The following is a 20,774-nucleotide window of genomic DNA, read 5'->3' on the forward strand; positions in this document are numbered from 1 at the left end:
GCTCTCGAAGGCCGCGGAATCGTCGAAATCGACCGGGCCGTCGGGAGTGACGGGGAACTCACTTGGACTCACCCACCCAGCCTACGGCCAGAGCTTGTCGGTGCGCCCACTACTCTGGACGGCATGTCTGCCCCATTTAACTCTGCCCTGCTTGATGCGCTGAAACAGCGCGTTGTCATCGGCGACGGAGCGATGGGCACCATGTTGCAGGCCGCGGACCTCACCCTGGACGACTTCCTCGGCCTCGAGGGGTGCAATGAGATCCTCAACGACACCCGTCCCGACGTGCTCAAAGACATCCACCGTGCGTACTTCGCCGCTGGTGCCGATGCCGTCGAGACCAACACCTTCGGTTGCAACCTGCCCAACCTCGCCGACTACGACATCTCTCACCGGATCCGCGAACTCGCGGAAAAAGGCACTGCTCTCGCCCGTGAAGTAGCGGACGAGATGGGACCAGGCCGCGACGGCATGGCCCGATTCGTACTCGGCTCGATGGGACCGGGAACCAAGCTCCCCAGCCTCGGACACGCACCGTACGCAGTCCTTCGTGACGCGTACACCGAAGCTGCGCTCGGCATGATCGACGGTGGCGCCGACGCCATCCTCGTCGAAACCTGCCAGGACCTGCTTCAGGTGAAGGCTGCCATTCTCGGCAGTCAGCGCGCGATGGAGCAACTCGGACTGCGGTTGCCGATCATCACGCACGTGACGGTAGAGACAACTGGAACGATGCTCCTGGGCAGTGAGATCGGTGCGGCGCTGACGGCACTCGAGCCACTCGGTATCGACATGATCGGCCTGAACTGTGCCACCGGGCCGGCCGAGATGAGCGAACATCTCCGGCACCTGTCCAAGTACTCGACGCTGCCGGTGTCGGTCATGCCCAATGCCGGTCTGCCGCAGCTCGGCCCCAAGGGCGCCGAGTACCCGCTGACCGCCGACGAATTGGCCGAAGCCCTCAGTGGTTTCGTTTCCGAGTTCGGACTCGGCCTCGTAGGCGGCTGCTGCGGTACGACACCCGAGCACATCAGCGCGGTCGCCGACGCGGTCCGTCAGGTCGAGAAGGCCCAGCGCACCCCGATCCACGAGCCGAGTACCTCTTCGCTGTACTCGGCGGTGCCGTTCGAGCAGGACGCCAGCATCCTGATGATCGGTGAACGCACGAACTCCAACGGCTCCAAGGCTTTCCGCGAGGCAATGCTCTCCGCGGACTACCAGAAGTGCCTGGACATCGCCAAGGACCAGACCCGCGACGGCGCACACATGCTCGACCTCAACGTCGACTACGTGGGCCGCGACGGTGCCGCCGACATGTCGGAACTGGCCAGCCGTCTGGCGACGTCCTCGACGCTGCCGATCATGCTCGACTCCACCGAGCCTGCCGTGTTGCAGGCCGGTCTCGAACACCTCGGTGGCCGCTGCGCTGTCAACTCCGTCAACTACGAGGACGGCGCCGGCCCCGAATCGCGTTTTCACAAGATCATGACGTTGGTCAAGGAGCACGGCGCGGCAGTCGTCGCCCTGACCATCGACGAAGAGGGCCAGGCTCGCACAGCCGAGACCAAGGTCGCCATCGCCAAGCGTCTGATCGAGGACATCAAGGGAAACTGGGGACTCGCCGAGTCCGACATCATCGTCGACGCCTTGACCTTCCCCATCTCCACCGGTCAGGAAGAGGTGCGCCGCGACGGCATCGAGACCATCGAAGCGATCCGTCAGCTCAAGGCTGCGTACCCGGAACTGCACTTCACCCTGGGTATCTCGAACATTTCGTTCGGTTTGAACCCGGCGGCACGGCAGGTCCTCAACTCGGTGTTCCTGCACGAGTGCACCGAGGCCGGTCTAGACACGGCGATCGTTCACGCGTCCAAGATTCTGCCGATGGCGCGAATTCCGGACGAGCAGCGTGAAACCGCACTCGACCTGGTCTACGACCGTCGTAGCGAGGGCTACGACCCGCTGCAGAAGCTGATGGCTCTGTTCGAGGGTGTCTCGGCTGCGTCGGCGCGCGAGTCCCGTGCGCAGGAACTCGCCGGACTTCCGTTGTTCGACCGGCTCGAGCGTCGCATCGTCGACGGCGAGCGCAACGGCCTCGACGACGATCTCACCGAAGCGATGACGGTCAAGTCCCCGATCGAAATCATCAACGAGACACTGCTTTCGGGCATGAAGACCGTCGGTGAACTGTTCGGTTCCGGACAGATGCAGTTGCCGTTCGTTCTGCAGTCCGCCGAGGTCATGAAGGCAGCAGTTGCGTTCCTCGAGCCGCACATGGAAGCGACGGACGACGACGGCAAGGGTCGCCTCGTCATTGCGACGGTCAAGGGCGACGTCCACGATATCGGCAAGAACCTTGTCGACATCATCTTGAGTAACAACGGTTACGACGTCGTGAACCTCGGCATCAAGCAGCCCATCGCGACCATTCTCGATGCTGCGATCGAGCACAAGGCCGATGTCATCGGCATGTCCGGACTGCTCGTGAAGTCGACAGTGGTCATGAAGGACAACCTCAAGGAACTGAACTCTCGCGGTGTCTCGGAACAGTTCCCGGTTTTGCTGGGTGGTGCCGCGCTGACGCGTTCGTACGTCGAGAACGATCTGCAGGAGGTGTACGAGGGCGACGTCAGCTATGCCCGCGACGCTTTCGAGGGTCTGAACTTGATGGACCAGATCATGACGACCAAGCGCGGCGGCGGCCCGGCGCCGGACAGCCCGGAGGCCATCGCTGCTCGCGAGAAGGCTGCCGAGCGTAAGGCTCGTCACGAGCGTTCCAAGCGCATCGCCGAAAAGCGTAAAGCTGCAGCGGTTCCCGTCGTCCTGCCGGAGCGTTCCGATGTCGCTACCGACATTGCGGTGCCGACACCGCCGTTCTGGGGCTCGCGCATCGTCAAGGGAATCTCTCTGTCCGAGTACTCGGGGCTGCTCGACGAGCGCGCTCTCTTCCTCGGCCAGTGGGGCCTTCGCGGTCAGCGCAAGGGCGACGGTCCGACGTACGAGGAACTGGTCGAGTCGGAAGGCCGTCCGCGGCTCCGGTACTGGCTCGATCGGCTGACGTCCGAGGGCATCCTCGCGCACGCCGCGGTTGTGTACGGCTACTTCCCGGCGATCTCGGAGGGCGACGACGTCATCGTGCTCACCGAACCGAAACCGGATGCACCTGAACGGTTCCGGTTCACCTACCCGCGTCAGCATCGCGACCGTTTCCTGTGCATCGCTGACTTCGTGCGCTCGCGTAAGGAAGCAGAAGCGACCGGCCAGGTGGACGTTCTTCCGTTCCAGTTGGTGACGATGGGTCAGCCGATCGCGGACTTCGCCAACGAATTGTTCGCGTCGAACTCGTACCGTGATTACCTCGAAGTTCACGGAATCGGCGTCCAGCTCACGGAATCTCTGGCCGAGTACTGGCATCGACGCGTTCGTGAAGAGCTTGTGCTTCCCGAGGGGCATACCGTCGCGGAGCAGGACCCGACCGAGGTTGCCGGCTACTTCGATCTCGAGTACCGCGGAGCGCGTTACTCGTTCGGATACGGCGCGTGCCCGGACCTCGAGGATCGTGCCAAGTTGGTGGCGTTGCTCGAACCCGAGCGAATCGGCGTCGAATTGTCCGAGGAACTGCAGCTGCATCCCGAGCAGTCCACGGACGCTTTTGTCCTGCACCACCCGGAAGCAAAGTATTTCAATGTCTGAGTTGTTGACCGAGGTATCCGAATCGACCCTCGGTGGTGTCCTGTGGGACATGGACGGCACCCTGCTCGATTCGGAGAAGCTGTGGGACATCGCGCTTCGTGAGTTGTCCCTACGCCTGGGCGGACCGATGACGGAAGCGACACGCATCGCTGTCATCGGTGCGTCGAGCCCCTTCGCCCTGGCGACGGTGTTCGACGCCCTCGGCTTGGAGAAGCATCCCGATGCCGTCGCCGAGGCGAAGGACTGGATGTACACCCGCGTCGGCGATCTGTTCGAGGACGGCGTGACCTGGCGGCCGGGTGCTCGCGATGCACTGGCGACCGTGCGTGACGGTGGTCTGCGTTCTGCACTGGTCACCAACACCGAGCGAGTACTGGTCGATCGGGCACTCGGCATGCTCGGCCGTGAATTCTTCGACCACTCGGTGTGCGGCGACGAGGTTCCCAACGGAAAACCGGCGGCGGATCCGTACCTGCGCGGAGCGCATCTACTCGGACTCGAGCCGGCGCAGTGCCTCGCCATCGAGGACTCGCCGACCGGTACTGCGTCGGCACGCGCCGCGGGTTGCGCGGTGCTCGTCGTTCCGTGTGAGGTCGATGTCCCGGCCGGCCCTGGACGCGTGTTTCGAGAGTCTCTGGTGGACTTGTCCATTCACGATCTTCACGACGTTCACTCGAGCGCGGCACGTTAGGCGGGATTTGCTGTGGCTATTCCGAAAATTGTTCTGTTCTACCAGTTCACGCCGTTGGCGGACCCGGAAGCTATCAAGCTGTGGCAGCACAGCCTGGCCGAGTCCAACAACCTGACGGGCCGAATCATCGTCTCGCCTCACGGAATCAATGCGACGGTCGGCGGAGACATCGAGGATGTCAAGCGATACGTCCGCGGAACGCGTGGCTACGAGCCGTTCCGTACCGCTGACATCAAGTGGTCGGACGGACTCGGAAACGACTTCCCTCGCCTCAGCGTCAAGGCTCGCTCGGAGATCGTGACGTTCGGAGCCCCCGACGAGCTGAAAGTCGACGAGAACGGTGTTGTCGGTGGCGGAGTTCATCTGGCGCCCAAGGAACTACACGAACTCGTCGACAGTCGCGGTGACGACGTTGTGTTCTTCGACGGCCGCAATGCATTCGAAGCCGAGATCGGCCGCTTCCGGGATGCGGTAGTTCCGGACGTCGCCACCACCCGCGATTTCGTCGACGAACTCGACAGTGGAAAATACGACCATCTCAAGGGCAAAGCCGTAGTCACGTACTGTACTGGCGGAGTGCGCTGTGAGGTGTTGTCTTCGCTGATGCGCTCACGCGGCTTCGGCGAGGTTTACCAGTTGGACGGCGGAATCGTCCGTTACGGCGAGACTTTCGGCGACCGCGGCCTCTGGGACGGCTCCCTGTACGTGTTCGACAAGCGGATGAACATCGAGTTCTCATCCGAAGCCAAGACACTCGGCGTGTGTGTCGATTGTGGTACTCCGACACCGCGGTACCGCAATCGGATCGACGGCGACGGCCGCACCCTCGAATTGCTCTGCGAGAGTTGTTCACCAGACCTCGAGCAGGACTGAGCAGTGCCCAAGGCTCCGTTGCCGATCCGAAACGGTCTCGGACCCGACCGGCTGCGGATGCCGGCGGAGTCGTCGGCGCATACCGTCCTCGAGCATCTGATCGGCGAGCACCCGGGGGAGCGGGACCTGTGGGCGGACCTCGTGAATGCCGGAGACGTCGTCGACGAGCACGGGCGGAAGATCACGAGCCGAACGCCCTATCAGCCGACCCGTTTCGTGTACTTCTACCGCGAGCCGGCCCCCGAGATTCCGGTTCCGCACGAGATCGAGATCTTGTACCGCGACGACTCCATTCTCGTGATCGACAAACCGCACTTCCTGGCGACCATTCCACGGGGAGCGCACATCGTCGAAAGCGCCGTCGTGCGACTGCGTCGTGATCTGGATCTTCCGGACCTTGCGCCCGTTCATCGCCTCGACCGGATGACGGCGGGTGTCATCGTGTTCACAGTGACACCGGACTTACGACGGCCGTACCAGGAACTTTTTGCCGAGCAGCGGATCGTCAAGGAATACGAGGCGATTGCAGGGTTCGATCCGGAACTGACTTTCCCTCGCACGGTGCGTAGCCGCATCAACAAAGTTCACGGCGAGATGACGGCTACCGAGATCGATGGCGAGCCGAACAGTGAGACTTCGATCGAACTGATCGAGACGATCACCGACTCGGCCGGCCGGACTCTCGGTCGATACAGGTTGCTCCCACGGACCGGCCGTACCCATCAGCTTCGGCTGCACCTCAACTCGCTGGGCGTCCCGATCGTCGGTGACAATTACTACCCCGAGTACCTTCCCGCGGTGCCCGGCGACTTCTCGACTCCGTTGCGATTGTTGGCGCGGGCGTTGGAATACCCGGATCCGATCACCGGGCAGACTCGCAGGTTCGTGAGTTCGCGCAGCCTCGACGCAGGCCTGTGAACACCGCTGTTCGTGGGCGTGTGCAAACCGCTTCCGTCCTCGTGAAAGAATGTGTACCCGTGAAGACCTTCGAATCCTTGTTCGCCGAATTGACCGAGCGTGCTGCTACTCGCCCCGAGGGGTCCGGCACTGTCGCCGCCCTCGACGCCGGTGTGCATGCTCAGGGCAAAAAGGTCATCGAGGAAGCCGGTGAAGTGTGGATCGCTGCGGAATACCAGAGCGATGAGCAGCTAGCCGAGGAAATTTCCCAGCTGCTGTACTGGACGCAGGTGTTGATGGTCGGTCGCGGACTGACCCTCGAGGACGTGTACCGACATCTGTGATCGGAGCTGACCAGCGAGATGTTCGCCATCTCGCTCGTCCAGGGCTTCCGATTCATGTCGTCTCACGTCACCCACACCTTCCGAAAGGACATCCACCATGCTGCGCGTAGCAGTTCCCAACAAAGGCTCACTGTCCGAGTCCGCCGCCGAAATTCTCAGCGAGGCCGGCTACCGTCGACGCACCGATTCCCGTGATCTGACGGTCCTCGATCCTGCCAACCAGGTCGAGTTCTTCTTCTTGCGTCCCAAGGACATTGCGATCTACGTCGGCTCCGGTGAGCTGGATCTCGGCATCACTGGTCGTGATCTCGCCGGCGACTCGGGCGCTCCCGTATCCGAGCGTCTGTCACTGGGCTTCGGCCGTTCGTCGTTCCGCTACGCAGCACCGGCAGGCAAGGACTGGGCCGTTGAGGATCTGTCCGGCCTGCGCATTGCGACGTCGTACCCGAACCTTGTCCGCAAGGACCTCACCGATCGCGGACTCGACGCAACCGTCATCCGTCTCGACGGAGCAGTGGAGATTTCGATTCAGCTCGGTGTCGCCGACGCGATCGCCGACGTGGTCGGGTCGGGTCGTACTCTCCGCCAACACAACCTCGTTGCTTTCGGTGAATCGCTCTGCGATTCCGAAGGTGTCCTGATCGAGCGCACCGGCGCTCCGCAGGACGATCCCGCACGCAATCAGCTCATCGAACGCGTACGCGGAATTGTCTTCGCGCAGCAGAATCTGATGATCGACTACGACTGCCCGCGCACCATCCTCGACGACGCCATCAAGATGACTCCGGGTATGGAGTCGCCGACCCTCTCGCCGTTGGCTGACCCCGACTGGGTCGCGGTTCGCGCGATGGTTCCGATCAAGGGGCACAACCAGGTGATGGATGCCTTGGCGGAACTCGGCGCGAAGGCCATCCTCGCGTCGAACATCCGCTCGGTACGCGCTTTCTGATCACTGTCTGAAAAGATTTACGCGCATTCGCGCCCGTTCCTGGAAATCAGGAACGGGCGCGAATCTGCAAAGTCTGGGCGATACGGCCGACGGCGCCCTGCTCGTCGTAGAGCACTCCCGCACACATGCCGACGCCATCCGGACCGGTCGTGGTTTCGGCGGCGACACCGACCCACTCGCCCTCGGGCACACGGAAGATATGCACCGTGAGATCGGTGTTGAGGAACGTCCAGTGCTCAGGGTCGAGCTTGGCGCCGACGCCGTTGGAGATGTCGGCCACCGCGAACAAACGCTCGAGGGCAGACATCTTCTCGCCCTCGACCAGCTCGGGCTTGGGGCGCGCCCAGACCTTCCCGGTTCCCACGCACCCGATCGGAGCAATCCAGGACCAGTCGAGGGTCTTGAGGTAGCCGACGCTCCAGAGACCCTCGAGAACGCCCGGGGTGCCGCTGTCACGGGGTTCGAGCGGGGGATCGACTACGTGGACGACCTCGCCGGTATCGACGGTCTCCATCCGCCATGCCGTACCGCGCGCAACCGCGCGGGCAGATCCGTCGGCGGTGGTTGCCCACAGCTCGGCGACGATCAATTCGATTCGGCGACCGGGGCGTTCGATCCACGACCGGACTTCGAGGTCGGCAATCGGAATGGGCCCGAGAATCTCGACGACGACGCGCGTCAGACGGGTTTCGTCGCGCGCACCGCACCGCTCGAGGGCTCGTACCAACAGCGCCGACGGGGGAGCACCGTGCTGCAGTGTCGGGCCCCAGATGCTGACAGTCGCCTGCGTGCTCGCGAACCGCTCGTGCCCTTCCTCCGTGGTCCCGAGGTAGCGGTAGTACGAACTGTCCGTCATGTTATGAATTCTCCTTTGCAGCAACAGGTTCGGTGCTCAGCAGGTCCGGCCAACCTGGATACGGCGGTGGTGTTCCGCCGAACGAGGGGCACAGTGACTTGTGATCGCACCAGTCGCACAGTTTGCCAGGCTTGGGTCTGAAGTCTCCGGTCGCACCTGCCGCGAGGATCGCCTTCCAAATGGCGGAGAGGGTCCGCTCGAATCGAATGAGCTCGTCGTGATCCGGGGCGTACGTCAGAATCGAGCCGGAGGCCAGATAGATCAGGCGCAGTTGCGCGGGAACGATTCCGCGAGTGCGCAGTAGTACGAGCGCGTAGAACTTCATCTGGAAGAGCGCTTTGGACTCGGTGAACTCGCGGGGTGCCTTTCCGGTCTTGTAGTCGACCACCCGCACCTCACCGGTCGGTGCAACGTCTATCCGGTCGACGAAGCCGCGGAGTCGAACGCCGTTCTCCAACTCGGTCTCGACGTAGACCTCGCACGCCTCGGCATCGAATCGAGTGGGATCTTCGAGCGTGTAGTACGTCGCGACGAGCTTGCCGACTTCGCCGAGAAACGCGTCCAGCTCGTCTTCCGGAATCAGATCAGCTGCCTCGGGAGACTCGGCACTGACACGTTCCCACGCGGGACGGACGAGTTCGGCTGCGCGATCGGGAACCCGGTGACCGGTCGGGAGTGCAAAAAGCGCTTCCAGGGCCGCGTGGACGACGGTGCCTCTGACCTGGGCTCTGGTAGGTGTTTCCGGAATTCTGTCGACCGCTCGGAACCGGTAGAGCAGGGGGCATTGCTTGTAGTCACCCGCACGCGAAGGAGAGAGCGCCGGCCGACTACGCGGGCGCTCCTGTGATGTTGCACCCGTTGGAGTGGGGGTTGGCAATTCGACAGAGCTCACACCTGGCAGGCTATGCGGTTGGTCCGACAACTCCGTCGGAGCCGGTGGCGAGGACACCGGAAACAAGCGAACAGGGATCATCTGCGCATGGCGAACGAGCTGCAACCAGAAGAAGGCACGACCGAAGTGGATGAGGTTGTGCAGTCCGCTGTCGCCGAGATTCCCGAACAAGAGCTTCCGGAAGCTGATCTCACTGCGCCGGGCAAGCGGCCGTCGGGGCCGTTTCGCGTCGGCGACCGGGTCCAGCTGACCGACGGCAAGGGACGCCACTACACGATCGTGCTCGAGGCGAACCGCGAGTACCACACCCACAAGGGCGGAATCGTTCACAACGATTTGATCGGCGCCGACGAGGGCAGCGTCGTCAAGTCGGTCAACGGCACGCCCTATCTCGCCCTGCGTCCGCTACTGGTCGACTACGTGCTGTCCATGCCGCGCGGTGCACAGGTCATCTACCCGAAGGACGCAGCTCAGATCGTCCACGAAGGCGACGTGTTTCCAGGAGCGCGCGTGCTCGAAGCCGGAGCCGGCTCCGGCGCACTGACGTGTTCACTGCTGCGTGCCGTCGGACCCGAGGGCAAGGTCATCTCCTACGAGGTCCGCGACGATCATGCCGAACACGCGGTTCGCAACGTCGAGACCTTTTTCGGTGAACGTCCGCCGAACTGGGAACTGACCATCGCCGATCTGGCGGAGTTCGATCCGGAAGCGCACGGCGGCAAGGTCGATCGCGTCGTACTCGACATGCTGGCTCCATGGGACGTCCTGCCCGCCGTCTCGAAGGCGCTCGTGCCAGGCGGCGTGTTGATCGTCTACGTCGCGACCGTTACTCAGCTCTCGAAGGTCGTCGAAGCGATGCGTGAGCAGGAATGCTGGACCGAGCCACGGTCGTGGGAATCGATCGTGCGCGGTTGGCACGTCGTCGGATTGGCGGTGCGTCCCGAGCATCGGATGCAGGGCCACACCGCGTTCCTCGTGAGCGCTCGTCGTCTGGCCGAAGGAACGGTCACCCCGAAGCCGCAGCGGCGCGCGGGCAAGGGCTCGAACACGGCAGCCAAGTAGTCATACGAAATCAACAAGAGCGGCGATCCGGATTCCGGATCGCCGCTCTTGTCGTAGCTGGAAGTTATGCGGTGCAGGAAGCGCGGCCCATTTCCAGGAGCACGCATGCCGAGGTGTCGGACAGCTTCCAGGAGCCGTCTTCGAGCTCCCAGGTCCACGGGGTGGCGGGTGCGGCGCCGTGCGGGCTGACGACGGCGACGTCTGCGGTTGCGGTCTGACCGTCGACCTTGACGTTGTCCACGTTGAACGTGATCGCGTAGGCCGGGTTACCGCCCAGCGCAGCACTCATCGTCTCGATGTTGGCCTGACGCTTGGTTCCGTCGACCACCAGAGCGGTCTTCTCCTCGATCGGCTTGGCCGGATCGATCAGAGCGACGAGCGAAGCGTTGAGCTCCTCGGCCGTCGGAGCCGTTGCGGCAGCGGCAGCAGGCGTCGTAGCGGAAGCCGAGGCCTTGGCCGTGGTGCTCGAGGCGGCGACCGAAGTCGAGCTGGCAGCCGTCGAATCCTTGTTGTCGTCCGAGCTGCATGCGCCCATGGTCAGGACGGCAGCGACGGCACAAGCGCTGATGAGAGTCTTGCGGATGATCACAGCGTTACCTTTCGTTGTAAAGAGAGACAGGCGCTGTCTCCATCTTGTAGGCAAGGCTAACATGACCAAAACCTGGCTCGAGATCAGTCGGCACGGTCCGTACTCACGTGTGAATTCGCACTCGCGCACCGTGTCTGGCGACACTTGGGGCCTTATGCCGGTAGCGTTGATGGATCGCACTGGGAGGAGACGCACATGAGCTCGACAGAGAACCCGGATTCGGTTGCGGCAGCAGAAGAACTCCACGCGCTACGAGTGGAAGCACAAGTACTGCGCCGACAACTTGCACAATCGCCGGAGCAGGTGCGTGAGCTGGAGTCGAAGGTGGACTCGCTGTCCATCCGAAACAGCAAGTTGATGGACACCCTCAAGGAGGCCCGTCAGCAGCTCATCGCACTTCGTGAAGAAGTCGACAGACTCGGTCAGCCGCCGAGCGGTTACGGAGTCCTTCTCTCGGTACACGAGGACAAGACCGTCGACGTGTTCACGTCGGGTCGCAAGATGCGATTGACGTGCTCACCGAACATCGACACGGACACCCTTGCCCTCGGACAGACGGTGCGCCTCAACGAGGCACTCACCATCGTCGAGGCCGGCACCTACGAGCAGGTCGGTGAGATCAGCACGCTCCGTGAGGTACTCGACGACGGCTTGCGCGCACTGGTGGTCGGTCATGCCGACGAAGAGCGCATCGTCTGGCTCGCAGCACCGTTGGCAGCCGTCTTCGCCGACCCCGAAGCCGACATCATCGCGTACGACGCCGATTCTCCGACCAGGAAACTGCGTCCGGGCGACTCGTTGCTCGTCGACACCAAGGCCGGGTACGCCTTCGAGCGCATCCCGAAGGCCGAGGTCGAAGATCTGGTTCTCGAGGAAGTTCCGGATGTTCACTACGACGACATCGGTGGTCTCGGGCGTCAGATCGAACAGATCCGTGATGCCGTCGAACTCCCGTTCCTCCACAAGGACCTGTTCCACGAGTACTCGCTGAGGCCGCCGAAGGGTGTACTGCTCTACGGTCCGCCTGGTTGCGGTAAGACGCTCATCGCCAAGGCCGTCGCCAACTCGTTGGCCAAGAAGATCGCCGAAGCTCGCGGTCAGGACAGCAAGGACGCCAAGTCCTACTTCCTGAACATCAAGGGCCCGGAACTTCTGAACAAGTTCGTCGGCGAAACCGAGCGTCACATCCGGATGATCTTCCAGCGTGCTCGTGAGAAGGCGTCCGAGGGGACGCCGGTGATCGTCTTCTTCGACGAGATGGACTCGATCTTCCGTACCCGTGGTTCGGGAGTCTCTTCCGACGTGGAGACAACGGTCGTCCCGCAGCTGCTCAGCGAGATCGACGGTGTGGAAGGGCTCGAGAACGTCATCGTCATCGGCGCTTCCAACCGTGAGGACATGATCGACCCGGCCATCCTGCGTCCGGGCCGACTGGACGTGAAGATCAAGATCGAGCGCCCCGACGCGGAATCCGCTCAGGACATCTTCTCGAAGTACCTGGTGGACGGTCTGCCGATCAATGCGGACGACCTTGCCGAGTTCGGTGGCGATCGCACCGCATGCTTGAAGGCGATGATCGTTCGCGTCGTCGATCGCATGTACGCGGAGAGCGAAGAGAATCGTTTCCTCGAGGTCACCTACGCCAACGGCGACAAGGAAGTTCTGTTCTTCAAGGACTTCAACTCGGGTGCGATGATCCAGAACATCGTCGACCGCGCCAAGAAGTACGCGATCAAGTCGGTACTCGACACCGGTGCTCCTGGCTTGCGTGTGCAGCACCTCTTCGATTCCATCGTCGACGAGTTCGCCGAGAACGAGGATCTGCCCAACACCACCAATCCTGATGACTGGGCACGTATTTCGGGCAAGAAGGGTGAGCGGATCGTCTACATCCGCACACTCGTCACCGGTAAGAACGCCAGTGCCAGCCGCGCGATCGACACAGAGTCGAACACGGGCCAGTACCTGTAGCGAAACGAACACCGATCGGGCCGGCCACTCCTCGGGAGTCGTCGGCCCGATCTGTGCGTCGCTGCCGTTCCCTCCGTTGCGATTGGACCGGTCGGTCGCGCTGGTTTAGAGTCCCGCCGTGCAGATACATCTTCGACACAATCCGTCGTCCACTGTCGCTCGCTGCTACCTCGCGCCCGGCGAACCGCTGCGCGTGGAGAGCGGGGCAATGCTCGCGCATTCCGCCGGCGTAGTTCTCGAAGCGAAGGCGCAGGGCGGCGTCCTGCAGGGACTCAAGCGGTCGATGCTCAGTGGGGAGTCGTTTTTCGTCACGACGTATACCGCTCCGCCGCAAGGTGGTTGGGTTGACGTGACCGGCGTGCTTCCCGGCGATCTGATCCCACTGACCATCACCTCCGATCGCCCGTTCTTCCTCAACCGTGGAACCTGGTTGGCCAACTCCTACGGCGTGACCGTCGAGTCCAAGTGGGGAGGCATGTCCAACCTCTTCGGCGGTGAGGGTGGATTCGGTCTGCGGGCAAGTGGCGACGGTGAAGTAGTGCTGGCCGTCTACGGCGCGATCGACGTCATCGACTTGCAGCCAGGCGAGACGGTCACGATCGATACCGGTCACGTGGTCGCCTACGACCTCGGGATGAACTTCAACATGCGGCGCGCCGTTCAGGGGCGCACCATTCAGTCGATGAAGTCCGGTGAAGGATTTGTCTTCGACTTCACCGGCCCCGGACGCGTTCTCGCGCAGACCCGCAACCCCAGCGCGTTTGCTGCTTGGCTCTCGGCCATCACCCCGGGCTGATCACGGTCGCAGCAGTGTTCAGTCCCAGCGGTGTTCAACTCCAGCGGTGTTCAACTCCAGCGGTGTTCAACTCCAGCGGTGTTCAGCTCCAGCAATAGTCGGCCAGCAGCGCGCGTGAGTCCGGAACGAACTGCCACGACGGGTCCTGCAGGTGGGCGCCGAGTTCTTTCGGCGTCCACCACCAACCTTCGGCGATCTCGCTGGGTTGATGTGCCATCGGCCCGTCGTATCTGAGTTCGAACGCAAACAGGTGACAGCGCAACGGAGAGTTGTTCCACTCGCCGTCCCAGGAGATTCGAGCGATCTCCGTCAGTTGGAGTGGCTGATCTGCTGTTCCGAAGATTCCGAGTTCTTCACCGACTTCACGGATCGCGGTTTCCTGCGGCGTCTCACCTGGATCAACGACACCTCCGGCAAGACAGTCGTGATAGCCCCCGAACACCGCTTTCGTGTCGGTTCGGCGATGGACGTAGATGCGGGAGCCGTCCCCGGTGCGAACCAGGACGCCCGCACTCGCGTGCCAGAGCCCACCCGAGTAGACGACGGAACGTGGTGCTCGGCCGATCGGATTACCCGTCCGGTCGTACACGGCGACTACCTCGTCCGCGGGATTCAGGTCTGCGGTGAGAGGTTGGTGCATTCCTCCAACTGTGCCACGCCTGTGGGTGCCGCGCCGCAATCACATAGGCTCTTGTGTCATGCAGCGGATCATCGGTGTCGAGGTCGAATACGGAATATCTTCACCCAGTGAGCCGTCGGCGAATCCGATTCTCACTTCAACCCAGGCGGTGCTTGCCTACGCCGCCGCAGCGGGCGTGCCACGGGCCAAGCGCACACGCTGGGATTACGAGGTCGAATCTCCGCTGCGAGATGCCCGAGGCTTCGATCTGGGGCGAATGAGCGGGCCCGCACCGGTCATCGACGCTGACGAGATCGGCGCCGCGAACATGATTCTCACCAACGGGGCACGGTTGTACGTCGACCACGCCCATCCGGAGTATTCGGCCCCCGAGGTCGCCGACCCGCTCGATGCCGTGATCTGGGACAAAGCCGGCGAACGAGTGATGGAGGCAGCTGCGCGGCACGCCTCCAGCGTGCCGGGTGCCCCACGGTTGCAGTTGTACAAGAACAACGTCGACGGCAAGGGTGCGTCGTACGGCACGCACGAGAACTACCTCTGCTCGCGTGACACCCCGTTCGCCTCGATCGTGACCGGCTTGACGCCGTTCTTCGCGTCCAGGCAGGTGATCTGCGGTTCCGGTCGTGTGGGTCTCGGTCAGTCCGGCGACGAGGCCGGATTCCAGCTTTCGCAGCGATCCGACTACATCGAGGTCGAAGTAGGCCTCGAGACCACGCTCAAGCGCGGAATCATCAACACCCGCGACGAACCGCACGCGGATGCGGACAAATACCGCCGGCTGCACGTCATCATCGGTGACGCGAACCTCGCGGAGATGTCGACCTACCTCAAGGTGGGAACAACCGCGCTGGTACTCGACCTGATCGAGGCGGGCGTCGACCTCACCGATCTGCAACTGGCGCGTCCGGTCACCGCCGTCCACCACATCAGCCACGACCCCACTCTTCGCAAGACCGTTGCGCTGGCCGACGGTCGTGAACTGACGGGGCTTGCGCTGCAACGTATTTACCTCGAACGTGTCTCCAAGTTCCTCGATCGCGAGGCGGATCGTGATCCGCGAGCGGACGATATCGTCGCCAAGTGGGCGATGGTTCTCGATCTCCTCGAGCGCGATCCCATGGAGTGCGCGAACATCCTCGACTGGCCGGCCAAACTGCGCCTGCTCGAAGGTTTCCGCAATCGTGAGGGACTCGCGTGGTCGGCTCCGCGATTGCATCTGGTGGATCTGCAGTACTCCGACGTGCGACTCGACAAGGGCCTCTACAACCGTCTGGTTGCTCGCGGCTCCATGGAGCGGCTTGTCACCGAACAGCAGGTTCTCGACGCGGTCACGAACCCTCCCACCGACACTCGCGCATACTTCCGTGGCGAGTGCTTACGCCGATTCGGTGCCGATATCGCGGCCGCGAGCTGGGATTCGGTCATCTTCGATCTCGGCGGCGAGTCGTTGATCCGCATCCCCACCCTCGAGCCGCTTCGAGGTACCAAAGCGCACGTCGGAGCGTTGCTCGACTCCGTTGACAGCGCCGCGGAACTGGTTGATCAGCTCACTCACTGAAACAGCCGATGCGGCTCGCCGTCGCGTCTCTCCACACCTGACGGTGCCGCTCGGTAGGGTGAAGGTCCGAGCGGGATCAGTTACCGACTCTGCTGGGCCGAACAGGATGCTCGCGAGAGCTCCCTTCACACAAGGAGGTCGACGGCGATGGCTCAAGAACAGACGCAGCGTGCCGGTGGCGGCGAAGACGACGAAACCACTGGTGGCGACGGCAGTGCCGGCCAGGAACGTCGTGAGAAGCTCGCTGCAGAAACCGACGACCTGCTCGACGAGATCGACGACGTGTTGGAAGAGAACGCCGAGGACTTCGTCCGTGCCTATGTCCAGAAGGGCGGCCAGTGACGGTGGATCGCGCGCCCCGGATCACCGACGGGGACACACGGTTGAGCTTCGGCTCGAATCTGTCGTCATTCTCGGAATACCTTCGGGTGCATGCACCGGAGCATCTTCCGCAGAACCGCTTCGCCGACACAGGAGGTGTTGTCATGGGCGGGGGAGACGTAGCTCCGCACGGCACCACCATCGTCGCGATCAGCTATGCGGGTGGTGTTCTGCTCGCGGGTGATCGCCGAGCGACGATGGGCAACCTCATCGCCAGCCGTGACGTGCAGAAGGTGTACGTCACGGACGACTACTCGGCTGCGGGTATCGCCGGTACGGCCGGGATCGCAATCGAACTGGTCCGGCTCTTCGCGGTCGAGCTCGAACATTACGAGAAGATCGAAGGCGTCCCACTCACGTTCGACGGCAAGGCCAATCGACTTTCGTCGATGGTTCGAGGAAATCTCGGAGCAGCGATGCAAGGTTTGGCGGTCGTGCCACTGCTCGTGGGTTACGACCTGGACGCCGTCGATCCGTCGAGGGCCGGTCGCATCGTCTCCTACGACGTCGTCGGTGGGCGGTACGAGGAGCGCGCGGGCTATCACGCAGTCGGATCCGGTTCCCTGTTCGCGAAATCGGCGCTCAAGAAGCTGTATTCCCCGGGAATCGACGAGGACACCGCGCTTCGGTTCGCGGTCGAGGCGCTGTACGACGCGGCAGATGACGATTCGGCTACCGGTGGTCCTGATCTGACACGCGGGATCTATCCGACAGCGGTCACCATCACCTCGGCCGGTGCCGTGGAGTTGTCGACGGCCAAGGCTGCCGAGATCGCAAGGGAGATCGTCGCGGCTCGTACTGCGACAGCGAGTCCGGAAGGGGAGTCTGCGCTATGACGATGCCGTACTACGCATCAGCCGAACAGATCATGCGCGATCGTTCGGAATTGGCGCGCAAGGGAATTGCCCGCGGACGCAGCGTCGTCGTTCTCACCTACCGCGACGGAGTGCTCTTTGTCGCCGAGAACCCGTCGAGGGCGCTGCACAAGGTCAGTGAACTGTACGACCGTCTCGGATTTGCGGCAGTGGGCAAGTACAACGAGTTCGAGAATCTGCGCCGCGCGGGCATCGTCCACGCCGACATGCGTGGGTACTCGTACGACCGTCGGGACGTCACGGGGCGTTCCCTCGCCAATGCGTACGCACAGACCTTGGGAACGATCTTCACCGAGCAGCCCAAGCCGTACGAGGTCGAGATCTGCGTTGCCGAGATCGGCCGTTTCGGGAGTAGTACGCCGGCTCAGCTCTACCGGATCACGTACGACGGTTCCATCGCGGACGAGCAGGAATTCGTGGTCATGGGCGGTACAACCGAACCGATCGTGACGGCGATGCGCGAGTCCTACCAGCGAGACCTCGACCTCGAATCCGCGGTGCGGCTCGCGGTCGGGGCGCTTCAAAAGGGCGGTCCGGCGCCGGCCGGAACCACTGAGGCGGAACCGCGAACACTCGATGTGAGTGCACTCGAGGTTGCCGTTCTCGACAGCAACCGTCCACGCCGTGCGTTCAAAAGAATCGCTGGTTCGGCATTGGAAGAGATGCTTCCAACTCCGGCAGCAACTGAGGACGCGCCGCCGGCAAACGGCGACGCACCCTCGTAGTTGCTGCGTCGGTCTGGGAGTTACTGCAGGTCTGGAGTTACTGAGTGATTCTGTAGACGGCCACCGCGCCCGGTTCGGTGTCGAAATCGAACCGGCGCGCGTCTGCCACCACTTCACCGTCGGTGGCGATGGCGACCGGTGAATCGGCCACTCGAACCGACATCGAGGACACGAGTTCGCGAACGTAGACCCGCGAGCTGCCCAATGTTCCTGTGGCAGCAGCAAACAGCAGGCGTGAACGCGAGAACTTCTTGTCCGCGCGCAAGTAGCGGACGTCCAGCAGTCCACGGTTCATCTCCGGACGCGACATCGGCACCTGATCAGCGGGGGAGTATCGCCCGTTTCCGACGAACAGCATCCAGATGGTGGTCCGCTTCCCGTCGATGGTGACAGTCATCGGCTCTGCCGCTGCGAGAACCCGGATCATTGCAGCACCAGCGGCCGGCCACTTACCGAAACGCGGTTCCCACTTTTCCCTCAGACGCACAGCGTCCGGGTATCCTCCCAGGCTGGCTGTGTTGAGAAACCGTGCAGTCACTCCGGAATCCGTGCGCACCACCGCGTGGTCGACAAATGCCGCCTGACCGGACTCGACTGCCTGTGCGGTCTCCTCGACATTCACCGCCCCGACGTCGCGGGCGAAATGGTTCAACGTTCCGCCGGGAAAGACGGCAAGTGGTAGCTCGTGCTTTGTCGCCGCGGTCGCGACCGTGACCACTGTTCCGTCGCCGCCGCATACTCCTAACGCTTTCGGCGAGAGTTCGGGGATCTTGGCATCGATCTGCATGTCGAAGTCGATGTCCGCGTCGAACTCGTAGACGATGGCCTCCGGTAGCAGTTCTCGAATCGATTCCACGATCCCGTCGTCCTCGGAGCCTGAACCAGGATTGGTGAAGACCAACAAGCCTTCTCCGCGCGCGAGCGCGGGAACCACACACTCGGGTCCGAGTTCGGCGGGTTCTTCGTCTCGCACCGCCCACCAACGACGTGTGCCGGCAGCGATTGCGCCGCCGACCGCGAGGCCTGCGAAGACGTCGGACGGCCAGTGCACTCCGTTGTGAACGCGTGAGTACGCCACTGCTGCGGCCAGTGGCGCGAGTGCGGCGCCCGCCGCCGGGGACTCCATGGCCACTGCCGCGGTGAATGCCGCGGCCGAAGACGAATGCCCGGAGGGGAACGAGGACGACGTCGGAATGTCGACGCCTCGCTTCGGGCTCAGCCAGACACGCGCCGGTGGGCGCCGGCGGGGGAAGAGGGGCTTGAGTATGCCGTTGGCCAGCGCGCTCGAACCTGCCAGCGCGAGCATCCCACGTGCCGCTGCCCTCCTGGGGCGGCCACCGATCATCGCGAGCAAGGCCGCGACAACCATCCACAAAACGCCGTGATCGGCAGCTCTGGAGAGAAACCGCATGGTCGGGTCGAGCACGGAAGGGCGCAGTGCTCCAGTGCTTTCCATGACTTTGACGTCGCTTCGGACAACTTTTCGGCGAATAAGGCTCACACCGTCACACTATGCCGCCGCCCGACGTTGTCGAGTCGTGACTTACGACGCGATCGAAGTACACGGGTGAACCTCGCATTCTGGTTGTAGTGTCGAAGTGTGCAGAGACGAATCATGGGTATCGAGACGGAATTCGGCGTTACCTGCACCTTTCACGGGCACAGGCGACTGAGCCCCGACGAGGTTGCTCGTTACCTCTTCCGTCGTGTCGTGTCGTGGGGTCGCAGCTCCAATGTCTTCCTCCGTAACGGAGCCCGCTTGTACCTGGATGTGGGTTCGCACCCGGAGTACGCGACCGCAGAGTGCGACAGCCTCATCCAGTTGGTCAATCACGACCGTGCCGGTGAGCGAGTGCTCGAAGAACTGCTGATCGACGCCGAGGCGAGACTCGCCGAGGAGGGGATCGGCGGCGACATCTACCTCTTCAAGAACAACACCGACTCGGCCGGAAACTCGTACGGATGCCACGAGAACTTTCTCGTCGCGCGCGCCGGTGAGTTCTCCCGCATTTCGGATGTCTTGTTGCCGTTCCTCGTCACGCGCCAGTTGATCTGCGGCGCCGGCAAGGTGCTGCAGACGCCGAAGGCCGCGACGTTCTGCCTCTCGCAGCGTGCGGAACACATCTGGGAAGGTGTCTCGTCGGCGACCACGCGCTCGCGTCCGATCATCAACACCCGCGACGAACCGCATGCCGACGCCGAGAAGTACCGCCGACTGCACGTGATCGTCGGCGATTCGAACATGGCCGAAACAACGACGATGCTCAAGGTCGGTTCTGCAGCACTCGTGCTCGAGATGATCGAAGCCGGGGTTTCGTTCCGCGATTTCGCTTTGGACAACCCGATTCGTGCCATCCGCGAGGTGAGTCACGACGTGACGGGTAAAAAGCCTGTCCGTCTAGCTGGTGGTCGTCAGGCCAGTGCCCTCGACATTCAACGCGAATACCACGCCAAGGCAGTCGAACACCTGCGTAACCGCGAACCGGACCCGCAGGTCGAGCAGGTAGTCGACCTGTGGGGTCGCACCCTCGATGCCGTCGAAGCTCAGGATTTTGCGAAGGTCGACACGGAAATCGACTGGGTCATCAAGCGCAAGCTGTTCCAGCGCTACCAGGACCGTCACGGTTTCGACCTGTCCGATCCCAAGATCGCGCAGCTCGACTTGGCGTACCACGACATCAAACGCGGCCGGGGTGTCTTCGACGTGCTGCAGCGCAAGGGCTTGGTCAAGCGGGTCACCGAGGACGAGACGATCGACGATGCCGTCGAGAATCCGCCGCAGACCACGCGCGCCAAATTGCGAGGCGACTTCATCACTGCAGCCCAGGCCGCAGGCAGGGACTTCACGGTCGACTGGGTTCACCTCAAGCTCAACGACCAGGCGCAGAGAACGGTGCTGTGCAAGGATCCGTTCCGTTCCGTCGACGAGCGCGTCGAGCGTTTGATCGCTTCGATGTAGGTCACCCATTTTCACGATTTACA

At 62.9% G+C, this 20,774-nt stretch carries 19 protein-coding genes; 14 read left to right on the forward strand and 5 right to left on the reverse strand.

Translation table 11 applies throughout. The features are described 5' to 3' along the window. Positions 1–123: 123 nt before the first annotated feature. The 6 genes from metH (at position 124) to hisG (ending at position 7,447) form a co-directional block, all read left to right on the forward strand. Complete coding sequence (metH, locus tag AC2ETI_RS00420; protein WP_020907816.1) at positions 124–3,693, forward strand: methionine synthase; 3,570 nt, start codon at positions 124–126, stop codon at positions 3,691–3,693. After that, entirely contained in the window at positions 3,686–4,384 is a 699-nt protein-coding gene (locus AC2ETI_RS00425) for an HAD family hydrolase (protein WP_483633438.1), read from the forward strand. The genes metH and AC2ETI_RS00425 overlap by 8 nt, the downstream gene beginning before the upstream one ends. Before the next feature lie 12 nt (positions 4,385–4,396). Further along, positions 4,397–5,257: an oxygen-dependent tRNA uridine(34) hydroxylase TrhO gene (gene trhO, locus AC2ETI_RS00430; protein ID WP_042951950.1), complete on the forward strand. Its 861-nt coding sequence runs from the start codon at positions 4,397–4,399 to the stop codon at positions 5,255–5,257. 57 nt (positions 5,258–5,314) lie between these two features. Then, on the forward strand, positions 5,315–6,175 hold the full coding sequence (locus AC2ETI_RS00435) for a pseudouridine synthase (protein WP_229757176.1): 861 nt from the start codon (positions 5,315–5,317) through the stop codon (positions 6,173–6,175). A 59-nt stretch (positions 6,176–6,234) separates the two neighbouring features. Then, on the forward strand, positions 6,235–6,498 hold the full coding sequence (locus tag AC2ETI_RS00440; RefSeq protein WP_003944933.1) for a phosphoribosyl-ATP diphosphatase: 264 nt from the start codon (positions 6,235–6,237) through the stop codon (positions 6,496–6,498). 97 nt (positions 6,499–6,595) lie between these two features. Next, positions 6,596–7,447, forward strand: a complete 852-nt coding sequence (gene hisG / locus AC2ETI_RS00445; RefSeq protein WP_003944905.1) for an ATP phosphoribosyltransferase — start codon at positions 6,596–6,598, stop codon at positions 7,445–7,447. Between the two features lie 46 nt (positions 7,448–7,493). On the opposite strand, the gene AC2ETI_RS00450 is transcribed toward hisG, so the two are convergent. Further along, the gene (locus AC2ETI_RS00450; protein ID WP_019748522.1) at positions 7,494–8,303 is read right to left on the reverse strand and encodes a thioesterase family protein; all 810 of its coding nucleotides are present in this window, start codon (positions 8,301–8,303) and stop codon (positions 7,494–7,496) included. A gap of 1 nt (position 8,304) precedes the next feature. Continuing rightward, positions 8,305–9,195, reverse strand: a complete 891-nt coding sequence (locus tag AC2ETI_RS00455) for a RecB family exonuclease (RefSeq protein ID WP_370627683.1) — start codon at positions 9,193–9,195, stop codon at positions 8,305–8,307. A gap of 138 nt (positions 9,196–9,333) precedes the next feature. Here AC2ETI_RS00455 and AC2ETI_RS00460 point away from each other — a divergent pair, with 138 nt between their 5' ends. Further along, positions 9,334–10,257, forward strand: coding sequence for a tRNA (adenine-N1)-methyltransferase (locus tag AC2ETI_RS00460; RefSeq protein ID WP_007729892.1), 924 nt, complete (start codon positions 9,334–9,336; stop codon positions 10,255–10,257). A 64-nt stretch (positions 10,258–10,321) separates the two neighbouring features. On the opposite strand, the gene AC2ETI_RS00465 is transcribed toward AC2ETI_RS00460, so the two are convergent. Next, the gene (locus tag AC2ETI_RS00465) at positions 10,322–10,846 is read right to left on the reverse strand and encodes a WKL family lipoprotein (protein ID WP_021344326.1); all 525 of its coding nucleotides are present in this window, start codon (positions 10,844–10,846) and stop codon (positions 10,322–10,324) included. A 195-nt stretch (positions 10,847–11,041) separates the two neighbouring features. Between AC2ETI_RS00465 and arc the strand changes: the two genes are divergently transcribed. Together arc and AC2ETI_RS00475 are read left to right on the forward strand one after the other, a co-directional pair. Continuing rightward, positions 11,042–12,817: a proteasome ATPase gene (arc, locus tag AC2ETI_RS00470; RefSeq protein ID WP_003944870.1), complete on the forward strand. Its 1,776-nt coding sequence runs from the start codon at positions 11,042–11,044 to the stop codon at positions 12,815–12,817. Positions 12,818–12,935: 118 nt separating this feature from the next. After that, on the forward strand, positions 12,936–13,613 hold the full coding sequence (locus AC2ETI_RS00475; RefSeq protein WP_003944961.1) for a TIGR00266 family protein: 678 nt from the start codon (positions 12,936–12,938) through the stop codon (positions 13,611–13,613). Between the two features lie 82 nt (positions 13,614–13,695). Here AC2ETI_RS00475 and AC2ETI_RS00480 read toward each other — a convergent pair whose 3' ends face one another. Beyond that, positions 13,696–14,253, reverse strand: a complete 558-nt coding sequence (locus AC2ETI_RS00480) for an NUDIX hydrolase (protein WP_483633439.1) — start codon at positions 14,251–14,253, stop codon at positions 13,696–13,698. Between the two features lie 58 nt (positions 14,254–14,311). Here AC2ETI_RS00480 and dop point away from each other — a divergent pair, with 58 nt between their 5' ends. The 4 genes from dop (at position 14,312) to prcA (ending at position 17,792) form a co-directional block, all read left to right on the forward strand. Next, complete coding sequence (gene dop, locus AC2ETI_RS00485; RefSeq protein WP_019748516.1) at positions 14,312–15,811, forward strand: depupylase/deamidase Dop; 1,500 nt, start codon at positions 14,312–14,314, stop codon at positions 15,809–15,811. A gap of 147 nt (positions 15,812–15,958) precedes the next feature. Beyond that, positions 15,959–16,153 (forward strand): ubiquitin-like protein Pup, encoded by a 195-nt coding sequence (locus AC2ETI_RS00490; RefSeq protein ID WP_003944925.1) that lies wholly within the window; start codon positions 15,959–15,961, stop codon positions 16,151–16,153. Beyond that, a complete protein-coding gene (prcB, locus tag AC2ETI_RS00495) occupies positions 16,150–17,028 on the forward strand; it encodes a proteasome subunit beta (protein WP_019748515.1) in 879 nt (292 codons plus the stop codon). Before AC2ETI_RS00490 ends, prcB begins: the two co-directional genes overlap by 4 nt. Continuing rightward, positions 17,025–17,792, forward strand: coding sequence for a proteasome subunit alpha (gene prcA / locus AC2ETI_RS00500; protein ID WP_019748514.1), 768 nt, complete (start codon positions 17,025–17,027; stop codon positions 17,790–17,792). Before prcB ends, prcA begins: the two co-directional genes overlap by 4 nt. Positions 17,793–17,829: 37 nt before the next feature. On the opposite strand, the gene AC2ETI_RS00505 is transcribed toward prcA, so the two are convergent. Beyond that, complete coding sequence (locus AC2ETI_RS00505) at positions 17,830–19,248, reverse strand: phosphatase PAP2 family protein (RefSeq protein ID WP_021344323.1); 1,419 nt, start codon at positions 19,246–19,248, stop codon at positions 17,830–17,832. Positions 19,249–19,392: 144 nt separating this feature from the next. Between AC2ETI_RS00505 and pafA the strand changes: the two genes are divergently transcribed. Next, positions 19,393–20,751, forward strand: coding sequence for a Pup--protein ligase (gene pafA / locus AC2ETI_RS00510; protein WP_007729869.1), 1,359 nt, complete (start codon positions 19,393–19,395; stop codon positions 20,749–20,751). Positions 20,752–20,774: the final 23 nt, after the last annotated feature.

The organism is Rhodococcus sp. MurmanLake-1, assembly GCF_056945715.1.